A 15,114-nucleotide genomic window follows, 5' to 3' on the forward strand; every position below is an offset into this window, starting at 1 on the left:
ATTCAAACCGAGGGTTCGGCTTGGTTTGGGAATCCGTGCTGTTGTGAAATGCGAACAGCCGGGAAGAGCGGTGCCGTGCTATGGAAGCACAATCACCTGGGCGCCGAAGACCAGTCCGGCTCCGAAGCCGATCTGCAGGGCCAGCCCGCCGCTCAGTTCAGGATTTTCCTGCAGCAAGCGGTGGGTGGCGAGGGGGATGGAGGCCGCCGAGGTATTGCCTGCTTCGGCGATATCCCGGGCGATCTTGACGGTGTCCGGGAGTTTGAGCTTCTTGGCCATCTCGTCGATGATTCGCATATTGGCCTGGTGCGGGATGAACGCCGCGAGGTCCTCCGCCTTGACCCCGGCGGCGTCGAGGGCCTGCTGCGCCATCTTGGCCATTTCCCAGACCGCCCAGCGGAACACCGTCTGGCCGTCCTGGCGCAACGTGGGCCACAGGGCGGCTTCGGTTGCGGCGGCCTCACCCTCGCTGAGGGCGCTCCCGTGCTTGCCGGCGGCAGCGAAGTCGCGGATGTCGAGCATGGAATGGGTCATGCCGATGGCGTCCCACTTGCTGCCGTCCGATCCCCATACCGACGGGCCGATGCCCGGGGTGTCGGCCGGGCCGATGACGACGGCGCCGGCGCCGTCGCCGAGCAGGAAGGAGATGGTGCGTTCGGTGTTGTCGATGACGTCGGAGAGTTTCTCCGCCCCGACCACCAGCACGTACTTGGCCGCGCCGGAGCGGACCAAGGCGTCCGCCTGGGCGATGCCGTAGCAGTACCCGGCGCAGGCGGCGGAAATGTCGAACGCCGGCGCCGGGGTGGCCCCGAGGCGGTCGGCAAGGCTCGCGGCGGCGGAGGGCGTCGCGTAGGGGTGGGTCACGGTGGAAACGATCACGGCGCCCAGTTCGGACGCGTCAACGCCGGCCTTCTGCAGGGCCTCGCGGGAGGCGCCTTCGGCCATGTCGATGACGCTGACGTTGGCGGAGGCCCGGTGGCGGGTGATAATGCCGGTGCGTTGCCGGATCCATTCGTCCGAGGAGTCGATCCACTGGCAGACGTCCTCGTTGGTGACGATAACGTCGGGCCGGTAGGCGCCCACGCCCATCACCCGGCTGTTTTCATTGAGGGGGGCCTGCTTCAGGGTCGGAGCGCTCATTTCACTCCCTCCAGTTCTGCGAATAGGGCCAAGGCGGCGGAAAGGTCATCCGGGGTCTTGACGGTGACGGTCTTCACGCCGGGCATGCCGCGCTTGGCCAGTCCGGCCAGCGTCCCGGCCGGGGCCAGCTCGATCACGCCGGTGACGCCGCGTTGCACGAGGGTCTCCATGCAGCGGTCCCAGCGGACCGGCCGCGACACCTGGGCGATCAGGCTGTCGACGGCGGCGCCGCCCTCGGTGACCTCGGCGCCGTCGAAGTTGGACAGCAGCGGGACCTGCGGGTTCCGCGGGTGCAGCGAGGGCCGGAGGGCCTGCAACGCAGCGACGGCGGGGGACATGTGCGAGGTGTGGAACGCGCCGGCGACCTTCAGCGGGATCACGCGGGCCTTGGCCGGCGGATTCTCGGCGAGGGCCTTGAGCTGCTCCAGGGTGCCGGCGGCCACGGTCTGGCCGGCGCCGTTGACATTCGCCGGGGTCAGGCCGCAGGCCTCGATCGCGGCCAGGACTTCGGCGGGGTCGCCGCCCACGACGGCGCTCATGCCCGTGGGGGTTGCCGCGGCGGCGGCGGCCATCGAGTTGGCGCGTTCGCGGACGAAGGTCATGGCTTCGGTTTCGGTCAGCACGCCGGCGAGGGCGGAAGCGGTGATTTCGCCCACCGAGTGTCCGGCGAGGATGACCGGAAGGGTGCCCAGTTCGACGTCGAAGAGGGACTTGGCGGCCACGAGTCCGGCGGCGACGATCAGGGGCTGCGCGACGGCGGTGTCCTTGATGGTCTCCTCGTCCGAAGTCGTTCCGTGGGCAGTGAGGTCGATACCTGCGATTTCGCTAAGGGAGGCCAGGTGGCCTGCGACGGGAGGCAGTTCCAGCCAGGGGGCGAGAAAACCAGGGGTCTGGGAGCCCTGTCCAGGGCAGACGATTGCAAGCACGTATCCAGCTTTCCAAATTGCCGCGTGATTCATCGGTACTTTCATGCACCAAGCTCACCGGGTCGGTTTGTAGGAAGTCTACAACGGGTCAGGTGTTGTTGCGGGACGGCTGGCGTTCCGTGGAGGGCCTGGGCGGGGTCGAAAGCCTGCCCACCACCAGCGCCGCCTGGAGCACGAACGCCTCCCGGGGGATCAGCGGGTCCCAGCCGGTGACGTCGCAAACCCGCTTGAGCCGGTACCGGACGGTGTTGGCGTGGACGAAGAGCTCGCGGGCCGTCGCTTCGAGTGAATGGCCCAGTTCGAGGTACGTCCCGAGGGTTTCCACCAGCCCATTGGACGCGGCGAGCAGTGGCCGGTAGATGTTCTTGACCAGTGAGCGCCTGGCGGCGTCGTCCCCGGAGATCACGCGCTCCGGCAGCAGGTCGTCGGCCGCCACGGGGCGCGGCGCGGACGGCCAGGCCCGTGCCGCGGTCAGGCCGGCGAAGGCCGACTGGGCGGAGCTGCTGGCCTCCGGCAGCGAGGCAGCCTCGGCCCCGTAGACCACCGGGCCCGGGGCGAAGAGTTCGCTGAGCTTCTGGCACGCGGTCTCGCGGTCCTGCACCCCGCCCAGGATGAGGATGAGCCGGTCGCCCTGGATGCCGACCAGGGCGTCCTCGGCGAAGCGGCCGGCCGTGCGGCGCAGTTCGCTGACATAGCTGGCGTTCGGTTCGGACGGCGAATTTCCCACCATCACGGTGAAGCGTTCCTGGGCTTTCCAGCCCAGCGCGGCAATCCGGGAGCGGAGCGCATCGGTGTTTTCGCCGCGCAGGATCGCGTCGACTATGAGCGCCTCCAGCCGGGTGTCCCAGGAACCGCGGGTCTCGGCGGCGCGGGCGTAGACGTCGGCCGCGGCGAACGCCACCTCGCGCGAGTAACGCAGCACTGCCTCGCGCAGGGCGGCCTGGTCGGCTTCCGGTGCGATGACCGGGACCTGCTCCTCGACCACCTCCACGACGATCCGGATCAATTGCAGCGCCTTTTGCAGGCTGATCGAGCGGGTGAGCTCGGTCGGTGCCGTGCCGAAGACGTCGGAGAGGATCCAGGAGGGCGAGCTGGGCCGCTCGAACCAGGTCACGAACGCGGCGATGCCGTTCTGCGCGACCATGCCCAGGGCGGACCGTTCATCGGAGTTCAGCCGGCTGTACCAGGGCAGCGACTTTTCCAGCTGACGCAGGGTGGTTGTGGACAGCTGGCCCACGCTGGACCGGAGCTTTTTGAGCGTCTCGGCCTTCTCCGGGGTCAGCGCCCGCATGGCCGGCTTGCGCTTTGCGGGAGTGGTGGTGGGCTCTGCCATGCTTCGAGCATACGGCGCAGGCGGGCCAAGCTCCATTTGTGCAAAGGCTACAAGTCGCGTTGGGCTGGATCACACCGGGTTAAATGCCCGACGGCGGCCCCCACCAGGGTGGGAACCGCCGTCGTGGTGTCTCCTGCGCCGCTGGCGCGGGTTAGGCCTCGCCGCCCGCGTTGCCGGTGGTGCCGGCGTTGACATTGAGCAGGCGGTACTTCTCGATAGCCTGGGCCGGGGCCTGGGCGTCGACCTCACCGCGGCGGGCCAGCATCTGCAGCGAACGGACCACGATCGAGTGGATGTCGTTCTTGAAGAAGCGGCGCGCGGCGGCGCGGGTGTCCGAGAAGCCGAAGCCGTCGGCGCCGAGCGAGGCGAACTCGTTCGGGACGAACTGCCGGATCTGGTCCGGGACGGCCTTCATGTAGTCCGAGACGGCCACGATCGGTCCGGTGGCGCCTGCGAGCTGTTCAGTGACGAACGGGACACGGGCAGGCTGGCCCGGGTTCAGGAAGGCGTCTTCCTCGGCGGCCATGGCGTCGCGGCGCAGCTCGGTCCAGGAGGTCACGGACCAGACGTCGGCGGACACGCCCCAGTCCTCGGCGAGGATCCGCTGGGCCTCGATGGCCCACGGGACGGACACGCCGGAGGCGAGGATCTGCGTGCGCGGGCCGTCGATCTTGGCCGGTGCCAGCAGGTAGATGCCCTTGACGATGCCCTCGACGTCGAGCTCCGCCGGGGCCACCGGCTGGGAGATCGGCTCGTTGTAGACAGTGATGTAGTACATCACGTTCCGCGACGGGTCGTTGTCGGCCAGCCCCGGACCGTACATCCGGTTGAGTCCGTCGCGCATGATGACGCCGATCTCATAACCGTAAGCAGGGTCGTAGCTGACGACGGCCGGGTTGGTCGAGGCGAGGAGCGGGGAGTGGCCGTCGGCGTGCTGCAGTCCTTCGCCGGTCAGGGTGGTGCGGCCCGCGGTTGCGCCAATCACGAAGCCGCGGGTCATCTGGTCCGCGGCGGCCCAGAAGGAGTCGCCCGTCCGCTGGAACCCGAACATCGAGTAGAAGACGTAGATCGGGATCAGCGGTTCGCCGTGGGTGGCGTAGGACGTGCCCGCAGCGGTGAACGCGGCCACCGAGCCGGCCTCGTTGATGCCGGCGTGGACGATCTGCCCGGCGATGGATTCCTTGTACGCCAGGACAAGGTCGCGGTCCACCGACAGGTAGTTCTGGCCGTTCGGGTTGTAGATCTTGGCGGTCGGGAAGAATGCGTCCATGCCGAAGGTGCGTGCCTCATCGGGGATGATCGGCACGATCCGGGAACCGAACTCCTTGTCCCGCATCAGGTCCTTGAGCAGGCGTACGAAAGCCATGGTGGTGGCGGCCAGCTGCTTGCCGGAACCACGGTTGGCGACTTCGTAGGCCTTGTCGCCCGGCAACGTCACATCGGTGTGCTTGGAGCGGCGTTCCGGGAGGAATCCGCCCAGTGCCTGGCGGCGTTCCATCAGGTACTTGATTTCCGGTGCGTCGGCGCCCGGGTGGTAGTACGGCGGCCGGTAGGGGTCGGCTTCAAGCTGCTCGTCGGTGATCGGGATGCGCAGGTGGTCGCGGAAGGCCTTCAGGTCCGCGAGCGTGAGCTTCTTCATCTGGTGGGTCGCGTTGCGGCCCTCGAAGTGGGTGCCAAGGCCGTAGCCCTTCACCGTGTGCGCCAGGATGACCGTCGGCTTGCCCTTGAACTCGGTAGCGGCCTTGTACGCGGCGTAGACCTTGTTGTAGTCGTGGCCGCCGCGCTTGAGGTTCCAGATCTCCTGGTCCGTCATGTCCGCGACCATGTCCTTGGTCTGCGGGGTCTTGCCGAAGAAGTGTTCACGGACAAAGCCGCCGGACTCGGCCTTGTAGGTCTGGTAGTCGCCGTCGACCGTCTCGTTCATGATCTTGACGAGGGAGCCGTCTTCGTCCTTATCGAGCAGGGCATCCCACTCGCGGCCCCAGACGACCTTGATGACGTTCCAGCCGGCACCGCGGAAGAACGCTTCGAGTTCCTGCATGATCTTGCCGTTGCCGCGGACCGGGCCGTCGAGGCGCTGCAGGTTGCAGTTGACCACGAAGTTCAGGTTGTCCAGCTTGTCGTTGGCCGCGAGCTGCAGCAGGCCGCGGGACTCCGGCTCGTCCATTTCGCCGTCGCCCAGGAACGCCCAGACCTGCTGGTCGGAGGTGTCCTTGATGCCGCGGTTGTGCAGGTAGCGGTTCGACTGGGCCTGGTAGATGGCGTTCATCGGGCCGATGCCCATGGACACGGTGGGGAACTCCCAGAATTCCGGCATGAGGCGCGGGTGCGGGTAGGAGGAGAGGGCGTGTCCTTCCTTGGACTTCTCCTGCCGGAAGCCGTCCATGTCCTCCTCGGTCAGGCGGCCTTCCATGAACGCGCGGGCGTACATGCCGGGGGAGGCGTGGCCCTGGAAGAAGACCTGGTCGCCGCCGCCGGAGTGGTCCTTGCCTCGGAAGAAGTGGTTGAAGCCGACCTCGTAAAGGGTCGCAGCGCCCGCGTAGGTGGAGATGTGGCCGCCGACGCCGATGTCCGGCCGCTGGGCCCGGTGCACCATCACGGCGGCATTCCAGCGCAGCCAGGCGCGGTATTTGCGTTCGATCTCTTCATCGCCGGGGAACGGCGCTTCCTGGTCCACCGGGATCGTGTTGACGTAGTCCGTGGTGGTTACCATCGGCACGCCCACGCTTTGTGCGCCGGCCCGCTGGAGCAGGCTGCGCATGATGTACTGGGCACGTTCGGTGCCCTGTTCCTGAATCAGGGTGTCCAGGGACTCCAGCCATTCGGCGGTCTCTTCCGGATCACGATCAGGCAGCTGGTTAGTCAACCCGCTGAGGATATGGGAGGTTTCTTCTCCTGCAGCCACGTCCAACCTCTCTTTGAGCGCATTCATCGGCACCCTCAGCTCCGGCAGGGTAACTGCCTGGCGTGAACGCGACGTGTGCGACATATCGGTAACAGCAGCCCGGTCCTGTGCGCCGGGCTAGGTCCAATCACAACCATCCCTGTTGTAGGAGCGGTCGGTTGTCCGCGCAGGCATGGTCGTCATCAGCCACTCTAGCCGGGCGAGTCCGCGGATGCGTAGCCGTCGCGTGGGGCCGCCGCCGTATTTCACGGGCATACTGGTTCTGTGACAACGAGGCCTCCCGGGTTCCCAGGAAGGCCCGGTGTGACGCAGAATATGGTGGATCGCCGGGTCTGCAGCTTGAAGCGAAAGCCCAAAGGGTGTTGGCTGGTAGTAATGGAAATCACTAGCGGCACAGGCACTTCAAAGCAAGACAGAATGCAGCACTTGAAATTGCAGTACGCGAAATTGCAGTACCCCAAGCGGGGCACCAGGAAGCACCAACAGCATAGGAGCAACACGTGAGCGAGGCCGACGCCGCCACTTCGGTAAATGTGGCGGAAAAATTGGGTTTCAAAAACGGGGATCTGATTCAGGAATTCGGTTACGACGACGACGTCGACTTCGACTTGCGTGACGACATCGAGGACCTCACCGGCTCTGAACTCTTCGACGAGGACGACCACGAGGTAGTAGACGCCGTTATCCTCTGGTGGCGGTCCGACGACGGCGACCTCGTTGACACCCTGGTCGGTTCGCGGACCACCCTGACCGAAGGCGGCGTGGTCTGGGTGCTGACCCCCAAGAACGGCCGTGTCGGTTACGTTTCGCCGGCGGAGATCCAGGACGCCGCTCCCACCGCAGGGCTGCACTACACCACCTCGGCGGGCGTCTCCAAGGACTGGAGCGCCACCCGCCTGGTCACGCGGAAGAACAAGTGACCCAAGCCGCTTCCGCCGCTGCGGCCGGCCCGGTTTCTCGCGTGCCGGCCGTCGGTGACGCGGCGCCGGACTTTGAGCTGGTCAACCAGTTCGGCGAGCCGGTCCGGCTTGCCGCCCTGCGCGGCCGCAACGTGGTCCTGGTGTTCTTTCCCTTCGCGTTCTCCGGCATCTGCACAGGGGAACTCTGCGAAATCCGCGACAACCTGGCCCTTTTCGACGATGGCAACGCCGTCGTGCTGGGGGTATCGGTGGACAGCAAGTTCGCGCAGCGTGCGTACGCGGAGAAGGAGGGGTACACCTTCGATCTCCTCGCGGACTTCTGGCCGCACGGTGCCGTGGCGCAGCAGTATGGCGTTTTTGATCCCGCCAGCGGCATGGCCCAGCGCGGCACATTCATCATCGACGCGGACGGAATCATCCGTTACGTCGTCGTGAATCCCCGCGGGCAGGCCCGGGACTTCGCCGAATACCGGTCCGCCCTGGCCGCACTCGCCAGGACCTGACGGCGGGGGCCGGGGCAATGAGGCAGCGGCGGCCCGGGGTCGGCATGACCGGCTTCGCCAGCCTGCCTCCAGTTGCGGCCGCCGAACCGGCGCGCAGCGAACTGGAGGTTCTGCAGGAAATTCACGCCGTCCTGGCGGGGGAGCGCTTCGCGCTGCTCACCGGCGCCGGACTGAGCACGGACTCTGGCATCCCGGACTACCGGGGCCCCGGCGCGGCGCCGCGCGCGCCGATGACCTACCAGGAATTTATTGGCGCTGCCGAGAACCGCCGACGCTACTGGGCGCGGAACCACATCGGCTGGTCGCATCTGCGCCGGGCTGACCCGAACCCCGGCCACGCGGCCGCGGCCCGGCTGGAACGCCGGGGACTGCTCACGGGCCTGATCACGCAGAATGTGGACCGGCTGCACGAGGACGCCGGAAGCGTCAACGTGGTGGACCTGCACGGTCGCTTCGACAAGGTGGTCTGCCTGGGCTGCCAGCGCCGCTACAGCCGCTCGCTGCTGGCTGGCATGCTGGAGGAACTCAATCCGGGCTTCCTGGCCGAGGCCCTTGCTGCCGGCGTCGTGGAAATGGCGCCCGACGCCGATGCCACCGTGGAGGACTCGGACCTGATCGCGGGCTTCGTCGTCGCGATCTGCCCGGCCTGCGGCGGCACACTGAAGCCCGACTTCGTCTACTTCGGCGAGAACGTTCCGAAAGACCGCGTGGAACGCTCCTACGCCATGGTGGACGCCGCCGCGGCGTTGCTGGTGGCGGGCTCATCCCTGACCGTGATGAGCGGGCTGCGGTTCGCCCGCCACGCGGCCAAGCAGGGAAAGGCGGTGGTGATCATCAACCGGGGGCAGACCCGGGGTGATGACCTGGCCACCATCAAGCTGGAGGCCGGCGTCAGCGAATCCTTGACCTGGCTCGCGGCGGAACTCCCAAGCCTCTGAGACAGTTCCCTAAGGCTCGTGCGGCGGCCGACACCGATTGGCGTTTCCCGCGCCGGTTCCGGTAGAGTCATTGTTCGTTGGTTGACGCGCCAGTGTGCGGAAACAACGAATTGGGTCTTTAGCTCAGCTGGTAGAGCGCCACGTTTACACCGTGGATGTCATCGGTTCGATCCCGGTAGGACCCACCACTGAAAACCCCGTTGCGGCAGGCTGAGAGGCCTGTTGCGGCGGGGTTTTTTGCTGCGCCGTTTGCTGCGTTTTTTGGCCGGGGTTGGGCTGCGCGCAGAATGTCGGTGCCTATCAGTACCGTCGCTGGCATGGAACACGTCTTAGTAAAAACCGGCCCGGACGGGCACCCCCTGGCGGTGGTCCGCGGTGGCCGCGAATGGTTTGTCGGTGCGCAACCCGTGCGCTGGTTTGAGCGGGTGAGCTGGTGGGAGGCCGAGCACCGGATGCCGAAGGGCCTGAGCCGGGTCGACGTCGAGGTGTGGCAGATTCAGGCGCGACTGGGCCGGAACAGCGGATCCGCGTTGACCACCATGGAAATTATCCGGGACGGCCTGGGCGGCGGCTGGCGACTGCGGGAGGCGGTGGCGGACGCCGCCTAGCCGCAGACTGTAGCCTCCGGGCAATGGAAAAGCCTTCGGGCAATGGAAAAGCCTTCCACCGCGACTATTGGGGGATGCCGCGGTGGAAGGCTTGTAAAAAATATACCGTGAATGAGTCCAAATGTGAAACGCAAAGCGGTTGAATTACACCATCGTCAGGACTAACTGCGGCGGCGGCACGGCCGGCAGACGGCCGCCGCTCGCGCCGCTTACCGGTGCTGGACGGGAAGAAAGACCCGGGGCTGGTCCTTCCAGCTGGGTTCCATTTCCGCGATCGTTTCGCGCATGATCTTGTTCGAGGCATCACGAGCGGCGGCGCCGTCGCCGGCTTCAATCGCCTCAGCCACGTCCACGTGCCACTGCAGTGCCGAAGCCCGAGGGTGGTCCGGCATCAGACCGTGCACGGTGCGCCCGGTGAGAGTCTCAGCGACCTGCCCCACCATGTTGGCGAACATCTCGTTGCCGGAGCCGGTCAGCAGCAGCGAATGGAACGCGATGTCCAGTTCCAGGAACCGCGGCACGTCGCCGGCCTCGCCGGCCTTCCGCATGGCGTGCGAGATGTCCACCAGTTCGCTGCGGAGTTCAGCCGGGGCGTTGCCGGCCGCCAGCTCCGCCGCCACCGGTTCGACGGCGGTCCGCAGCTCGGCCAGGGAGCGCAGCTGGGCACCCCGGCCCTCGCCGGCCAGACGCCAGCGGATCACGAGCGGGTCGAACGGATTCCAGCGGCTGGCGGGCAGCACCCGGATGCCGACGCGTTTGATCGTCTCGACCAGCCCCAGGGACTGAAGCACGCGCACGGCTTCGCGCACCACCGAGCGGGAGACCTTTAGCTCGTCCTCGAGATGTTCGGCCAGCATGACGTGGCCCGCGGGTAGCTCACCGGCGATGATGCGGGTTCCCAGGTGCTCGATGGCACGATGATGGAGGCTGGTTGACATAGTCGTAAGCATAGTGGCGCGACCTCCGATCCCCACGAGCGCAGTCGCGGCTGTGACGTAAAACCATAGACTGTTTGTGACGCGACGAATTCCGCTTCGCTGGCGCACCTTTCCAGCCGCCCGCGTAAATACGTATGGTTTATTGACAGCCACTGATCCCAAGAAGACGGTCCCGCCTCCTGTGCGGGACCAAATGCACTCGTTGCACAGAATGAATTGGAGTTTTGATGTCAGCACACATCGGTGTCACCGGCCTTGCCGTGATGGGGGCAAACCTCGCCCGAAACCTCGCCCGCAACGGCTTCACCGTTGCCCTCCACAACCGCTCCGTGGAGAAGACGGACGCGCTCCTGGAAAAGCACGGCCAGGAGGGCGACTTCATCCGCACGGAAACGCTGCAGGAACTGGTCGACTCCTTGGAGAAGCCGCGCCGTGTGCTCATCATGGTCAAGGCCGGCAAGCCGGTGGATTCCGTGATCGAACAGCTCGAGCCGCTGCTGGAGCCGGGCGACATCATCATCGACGCCGGCAACTCGCACTTCGAGGACACCCGCCGCCGCGAAGCCGCCCTCGCGAAGAAGGACCTGCACTTCGTGGGCATCGGTGTCTCCGGCGGCGAGGAAGGCGCCCTCAACGGCCCCTCGATCATGCCCGGCGGCTCCAAGGAGTCCTACCAGGCGCTTGGTCCGCTGCTGGAAAAGATCGCGGCCCACGTCGACGGCCAGCCCTGCTGCGCCTGGATCGGCACCGACGGCGCCGGACACTTCGTCAAGATGGTGCACAACGGCATCGAATACGCCGACATGCAGGTCATCGGTGAAGCGTTCGACCTGCTGCGCTCCGGTGCCGGCATCGAACCGGCCGAGCAGGCCAAGATCTTTGCCGAGTGGAACAAGGGCGACCTCGCCTCCTTCCTGATCGAAATCTCCGCCGAGGTCCTCGGCCACGTGGACGCCAAGACCGGCAAGCCCTTCGTCGACGTCGTGGTGGATGCCGCCGGACAGAAGGGCACCGGCCGCTGGACGGTCATCTCCGCCCTCGAACTGGGCTCCCCGACGTCGGGCATCGCCGAATCGGTCTTCGCCCGCGCACTGTCCTCGCAGTCGGAGCAGCGCAAGCTGGCGCAGGAACTGCTCACCGGCGGCGAGGCCGCCGTCGACGTGCCGGAAACCTTTGTCGAGGATGTCCGGCAGGCGCTGTACGCCTCCAAGCTGGTCTCCTACGCCCAGGGGCTGGACATGCTCGGTTCCGCGGCCACGGAGTACGGCTGGGACCTCAAGCTGGACGAGATCGCCTCGCTGTGGCGCGGCGGCTGCATCATCCGGGCAGAGCTGCTCAAGGACATCACCAAGGCCTACGCCGCGGCAGAGAAGCCGGCCAACCTGCTGTTCGCCCCGGCGTTCACCAAGGCGATCGCCGAGTTGCTCCCGGCCTGGCGCCGCGTGGTGGCCACCGCGGTGCAGCTGGGCATCCCGGTCCCGGTGTTCTCCTCCTCGCTGGCCTACTACGACGGCCTGCGCCGCAAACGGCTCCCGGCCGCCCTGATCCAGGGCCAGCGCGACCTGTTCGGTGCCCACACCTACGGCCGCAATGACACCGAAGGCACTTTCCACACCCTCTGGGGCGAGGACAAGTCGGAAATCGCCGCGGTGGACACGCACTAGTCCGGTCCGTTCCGGCACGGCGGCCGGCGCTACCCGATACTCTGGGGGCGCCGGCCGTTCCTGTTTACGGCCGCACAGTTTTCCCGGCCGCACTGCCAGTCCGGCCGCACTGTCCTAAGGAGTCTTGCTCATGCCCCAGCCTGTCGCATTTGTCACCGGGGCGTCCACCGGGATAGGTTTCGAGGCCGCCCGGAAGCTCGCGGCGCACGGTTTTACCGTGTACGCCGGCGCCCGGCGGGTGGAGAAAATGGAACCGCTGAAGGCCGACGGCGTCCGGATCGTGGCGCTGGACGTGACGGACGGGGCCTCGATGGACGCCGCCGTCGGGGGAGTGCTCGCCGCCCACGGCCGGATCGACGTGCTGGTGAACAACGCCGGCTACGGGTCGTACGGCTCGCTCGAAGAGGTTGAACTCGCCGAGGCCCGGCGGCAGTTCGACGTCAACGTCTTCGGCCTGGCCCGGATGACCCAGCTCGTGCTTCCGGCCATGCGGGCCGCAGGCAGGGGCAGGATCATCAACGTCTCCTCGATCGGCGGCAAGATGTACGAGCCGCTGGGGGCCTGGTACCACGCCACTAAATTCGCCGTGGAGGGACTCAGCGATTCGCTGCGCGTGGAGCTTTCGCCGCACGGTATCCGGGTGTCGATCATTGAACCGGGGGGCACCCAGTCCGAGTGGGGCGCCATCGCCGCCGAGGGGCTGCGGGCCAGCTCGGGCGCGGGACCGTACGCGGCCCAGGCGAAGGTCGTGGCTGCAGCGCTGGCCTCCACCGACGGTTCGGCGCTGTCCTCGGAGCCCGCAGTGATTGCCGATGCGATCGTCCACGCAGCCACCTCGCCGCGGCCCAGAACCCGCTACCCGGTGGGGAAGGGTGCGCGGGCGATCCTGCTGCTGCGCCGGCTGCTGCCGGACCGCGCGTTCGACGTCGTGCTCTGGAAGATTTACCAGCGCTTTCCGGGATAGACAATGGCCCACGGGGCGGCTAGATGTGGTAATCGATCTCGTATTCGGCCGGATCGACGGCGGGCTTGGTTTCGCGCTGGGCGTCGCGGTGCCGCCAGGTCGCCGGCACGCCTGTCAGGATCGACTCGGCCGGTGCGTCCTTGACCACGACGGCGTTGGCGCCGATGGCACTGTCCCGGCCGATCGTGATGGGGCCCAGGACCTTGGCGCCGGCGCCGATGACGACGCGGTCCTCTATGGTGGGGTGCCGCTTGACCTTGGCGAGCGAACGGCCGCCGAGGGTGACGCCGTGGTAGATCATGACGTCCTCGCCGATCTCGGCGGTCTCGCCGATCACGACGCCCATGCCGTGGTCGATGAAGAAACGCCGGCCGATGGTGGCGCCGGGGTGGATCTCGATGCCGGTCAGGAACCGGGCCAGCTGGGAGATCAGCCGGGCCGGGAAACGCAGCGAGGGGTTCTGCCACAAGCGGTGCGTGACGCGGTGCGCCCAGATCGCGTGCAGGCCGGAGTAGGCCAGGACGTTTTCGAAAGAGCCCCGCGCCGCCGGGTCGTGGGACCGGGCGGCGTCGAGGTCTTCCCTCAGTCTTGCGAAGAAGCTCACAAAGATCTTTCTACGAAGTCGTGGCCAACGGGCTGGACTCAGCCGCGGATGTCGTCGTACAACACGGTGGAGATGTAGCGCTCCCCGAAGTCGCAGACAACGGCAACAATCAGCTTACCGGCGTTCTCCGGGCGCTTGGCGAGCTCCAGCGCCGCCCAGACGATCGCACCGGAGGAGATGCCGCCCAGGATGCCTTCCTTGATGCCCAGTTCGCGGGCCACACGCACCGAATCCTCCAGGCTGGCGTCCAGGACCTCGTCGTAGACGCTGGTGTCCAGGATCTCCGGGACGAAGTTGGCGCCCAGGCCCTGGATCTTGTGCGGACCGGCGTTGCCGCCGTTGAGGATGGCCGAGTCCTTGGGCTCGACGGCGATGATCTGCACGTCGGGCTTGCGCTCCTTGAGTACCTGTCCGACGCCGGTGACGGTCCCGCCGGTGCCGACACCGGCGACGAAGATGTCCACCTTGCCGTCGGTGTCGGTCCAGATTTCCTCCGCGGTGGTCCGGCGATGGATCTCGGGGTTGGCCTCGTTGGCGAACTGCTGGGCCCAGATCGAGTTCTCCGTGTTGGCGACGATCTCCTGGGCTTTCTCGACGGCGCCGCGCATGCCGTCGGAACCGGGCGTCAGCACAATCTCAGCGCCGTAGGCGCGGAGCATGACGCGCCGTTCGGTGGACATGGTCTCCGGCATGGTGAGGATGACCTTGTAGCCGCGGGCCGCGCCGACCATGGCCAGGGCGATGCCCGTGTTCCCCGAGGTTCCCTCGACGATGGTCCCGCCGGGTTTCAGCGCGCCGGACTTCTCCGCGGCGTCGACGATCGCGACCCCGATCCGGTCCTTGACGCTGTTGGCCGGGTTGTAGAACTCCAACTTGACCGCCACCGTGGCGTCCAGGCCTTCGCTGAGCCGGTTGAGGCGGACCAGCGGGGTGCCGCCGACCAGCTGGGTAACGTCGTCATAGATCCGTGCCATGGGTGTGTATGCCTATCCGTGAGGAGGGAATTTTAAGGTCAGCCTAACGAGGGCCTCTGAACCCTGGCTAAGCCTTAAGCCATGCGGAGTAATATTTCCGGGCCTTGGCCAGCTTCGGGTTGATAATCACCTGGCAGTAGCCCTGCTCGGGGTACTTCGCGAAGTAGTCCTGGTGGAAATCCTCGGCCACGTGGAAAAGAGGCAGCCGGCTCACCTCGGTGACGATGGGATGCGTCCACAGCTGCTGGTTCCGCTCGATCGCTTCTTCGAAGAGAATCTTTTCCTCGGTGGTCTCGTAGAACATTGAGGAACGGTACTGCGTGCCGACGTCGTAGCCCTGCCGGTTCAGCGTCGTGGGATCGTGCAGGGCGAAGAACATGTCCAGGATGATGTCGGCCGGAACGATTTCCTCGTCAAAGGTCACGGCCACAACCTCGGCGTGCCCGGTGGTTCCGGAGCAGACGGAGTAGTAATCGGGGTTGCGGTCATGGCCTCCGGTGTAGCCGGAAATCACCGAGCTGACACCCTTGGTTTTCTGGTAGACGGCGTCGAGGCACCAGAAGCAGCCCCCGCCGAGCACGAAAGTTCTCATGCCTTGTTCAATGGACGAACGGCCCGGATCATTCCCGGACGCGGGACTCCGGCGTTCACGGAACGCCCTGCCGGGGCTGCCGGCGCCGCGGATAGGGTAAAAATG

At 66.6% G+C, this 15,114-nt stretch carries 14 protein-coding genes and 1 tRNA gene; 7 read left to right on the forward strand and 8 right to left on the reverse strand.

Annotated features, from left to right (window positions below):
• Positions 1 to 78: 78 nt before the first annotated feature.
• The 4 genes from AC1DGI_RS02520 to aceE form a co-directional block, all read right to left on the reverse strand.
• Positions 79 to 1,140, reverse strand: coding sequence for a beta-ketoacyl-ACP synthase III (locus tag AC1DGI_RS02520; RefSeq protein WP_476897641.1), 1,062 nt, complete (start codon positions 1,138 to 1,140; stop codon positions 79 to 81).
• Complete coding sequence (locus AC1DGI_RS02525) at positions 1,137 to 2,066, reverse strand: ACP S-malonyltransferase (RefSeq protein WP_476897642.1); 930 nt, start codon at positions 2,064 to 2,066, stop codon at positions 1,137 to 1,139. Before AC1DGI_RS02525 ends, AC1DGI_RS02520 begins: the two co-directional genes overlap by 4 nt.
• A gap of 88 nt (positions 2,067 to 2,154) precedes the next feature.
• Positions 2,155 to 3,399 (reverse strand): PucR family transcriptional regulator, encoded by a 1,245-nt coding sequence (locus AC1DGI_RS02530; protein WP_441400593.1) that lies wholly within the window; start codon positions 3,397 to 3,399, stop codon positions 2,155 to 2,157.
• 151 nt (positions 3,400 to 3,550) lie between these two features.
• The gene (aceE, locus tag AC1DGI_RS02535; protein WP_476897643.1) at positions 3,551 to 6,331 is read right to left on the reverse strand and encodes a pyruvate dehydrogenase (acetyl-transferring), homodimeric type; all 2,781 of its coding nucleotides are present in this window, start codon (positions 6,329 to 6,331) and stop codon (positions 3,551 to 3,553) included.
• Positions 6,332 to 6,804: 473 nt separating this feature from the next.
• Between aceE and AC1DGI_RS02540 the strand changes: the two genes are divergently transcribed.
• From AC1DGI_RS02540 to AC1DGI_RS02560, 5 genes are all read left to right on the forward strand, one after another.
• Positions 6,805 to 7,224, forward strand: a complete 420-nt coding sequence (locus tag AC1DGI_RS02540) for a DUF3052 domain-containing protein (protein WP_441400597.1) — start codon at positions 6,805 to 6,807, stop codon at positions 7,222 to 7,224.
• Positions 7,221 to 7,727: a peroxiredoxin gene (locus tag AC1DGI_RS02545; RefSeq protein WP_476897644.1), complete on the forward strand. Its 507-nt coding sequence runs from the start codon at positions 7,221 to 7,223 to the stop codon at positions 7,725 to 7,727. The genes AC1DGI_RS02540 and AC1DGI_RS02545 overlap by 4 nt, the downstream gene beginning before the upstream one ends.
• Positions 7,728 to 7,744: 17 nt before the next feature.
• Positions 7,745 to 8,665, forward strand: a complete 921-nt coding sequence (locus tag AC1DGI_RS02550) for an NAD-dependent protein deacetylase (protein ID WP_476897645.1) — start codon at positions 7,745 to 7,747, stop codon at positions 8,663 to 8,665.
• 112 nt (positions 8,666 to 8,777) lie between these two features.
• Positions 8,778 to 8,853 (forward strand) — tRNA-Val (locus AC1DGI_RS02555).
• Between the two features lie 129 nt (positions 8,854 to 8,982).
• A complete protein-coding gene (locus AC1DGI_RS02560) occupies positions 8,983 to 9,273 on the forward strand; it encodes a hypothetical protein (protein WP_476897646.1) in 291 nt (96 codons plus the stop codon).
• A 209-nt stretch (positions 9,274 to 9,482) separates the two neighbouring features.
• Here AC1DGI_RS02560 and AC1DGI_RS02565 read toward each other — a convergent pair whose 3' ends face one another.
• Positions 9,483 to 10,211 (reverse strand): FadR/GntR family transcriptional regulator, encoded by a 729-nt coding sequence (locus tag AC1DGI_RS02565; protein ID WP_476897647.1) that lies wholly within the window; start codon positions 10,209 to 10,211, stop codon positions 9,483 to 9,485.
• Between the two features lie 227 nt (positions 10,212 to 10,438).
• Between AC1DGI_RS02565 and gndA the strand changes: the two genes are divergently transcribed.
• A complete protein-coding gene (gene gndA, locus AC1DGI_RS02570; RefSeq protein ID WP_476897648.1) occupies positions 10,439 to 11,875 on the forward strand; it encodes an NADP-dependent phosphogluconate dehydrogenase in 1,437 nt (478 codons plus the stop codon).
• A 130-nt stretch (positions 11,876 to 12,005) separates the two neighbouring features.
• Positions 12,006 to 12,839 (forward strand): oxidoreductase, encoded by an 834-nt coding sequence (locus AC1DGI_RS02575; protein WP_476897649.1) that lies wholly within the window; start codon positions 12,006 to 12,008, stop codon positions 12,837 to 12,839.
• Positions 12,840 to 12,858: 19 nt separating this feature from the next.
• Here AC1DGI_RS02575 and epsC read toward each other — a convergent pair whose 3' ends face one another.
• From epsC to msrA, 3 genes are all read right to left on the reverse strand, one after another.
• A complete protein-coding gene (epsC, locus tag AC1DGI_RS02580) occupies positions 12,859 to 13,443 on the reverse strand; it encodes a serine O-acetyltransferase EpsC (protein WP_441402944.1) in 585 nt (194 codons plus the stop codon).
• A gap of 38 nt (positions 13,444 to 13,481) precedes the next feature.
• Complete coding sequence (gene cysK, locus AC1DGI_RS02585) at positions 13,482 to 14,417, reverse strand: cysteine synthase A (RefSeq protein WP_441402943.1); 936 nt, start codon at positions 14,415 to 14,417, stop codon at positions 13,482 to 13,484.
• A gap of 67 nt (positions 14,418 to 14,484) precedes the next feature.
• Positions 14,485 to 15,009: a peptide-methionine (S)-S-oxide reductase MsrA gene (msrA, locus tag AC1DGI_RS02590; protein WP_476897650.1), complete on the reverse strand. Its 525-nt coding sequence runs from the start codon at positions 15,007 to 15,009 to the stop codon at positions 14,485 to 14,487.
• Positions 15,010 to 15,114 lie beyond the last annotated feature (105 nt).

It is taken from the genome of Arthrobacter sp. 05N428_2, assembly GCF_056397065.1.

What these genes read in the sequence shown, in the direction of transcription:
- AC1DGI_RS02520 (WP_476897641.1), bottom strand. Translation starts at nt 1,140, where the DNA reads ATGAGCGCTCCGACCCTGAAGCAGGCCCCCCTCAATGAAAACAGCCGG.
- AC1DGI_RS02530 (WP_441400593.1), bottom strand. Translation starts at nt 3,399, where the DNA reads ATGGCAGAGCCCACCACCACTCCCGCAAAGCGCAAGCCGGCCATGCGG.
- aceE (WP_476897643.1), bottom strand. Translation starts at nt 6,331, where the DNA reads ATGAATGCGCTCAAAGAGAGGTTGGACGTGGCTGCAGGAGAAGAAACC.
- AC1DGI_RS02550 (WP_476897645.1), top strand. Translation starts at nt 7,745, where the DNA reads ATGAGGCAGCGGCGGCCCGGGGTCGGCATGACCGGCTTCGCCAGCCTG.
- AC1DGI_RS02560 (WP_476897646.1), top strand. Translation starts at nt 8,983, where the DNA reads ATGGAACACGTCTTAGTAAAAACCGGCCCGGACGGGCACCCCCTGGCG.
- AC1DGI_RS02565 (WP_476897647.1), bottom strand. Translation starts at nt 10,211, where the DNA reads ATGTCAACCAGCCTCCATCATCGTGCCATCGAGCACCTGGGAACCCGC.
- gndA (WP_476897648.1), top strand. Translation starts at nt 10,439, where the DNA reads ATGTCAGCACACATCGGTGTCACCGGCCTTGCCGTGATGGGGGCAAAC.
- AC1DGI_RS02575 (WP_476897649.1), top strand. Translation starts at nt 12,006, where the DNA reads ATGCCCCAGCCTGTCGCATTTGTCACCGGGGCGTCCACCGGGATAGGT.
- cysK (WP_441402943.1), bottom strand. Translation starts at nt 14,417, where the DNA reads ATGGCACGGATCTATGACGACGTTACCCAGCTGGTCGGCGGCACCCCG.
- msrA (WP_476897650.1), bottom strand. Translation starts at nt 15,009, where the DNA reads ATGAGAACTTTCGTGCTCGGCGGGGGCTGCTTCTGGTGCCTCGACGCC.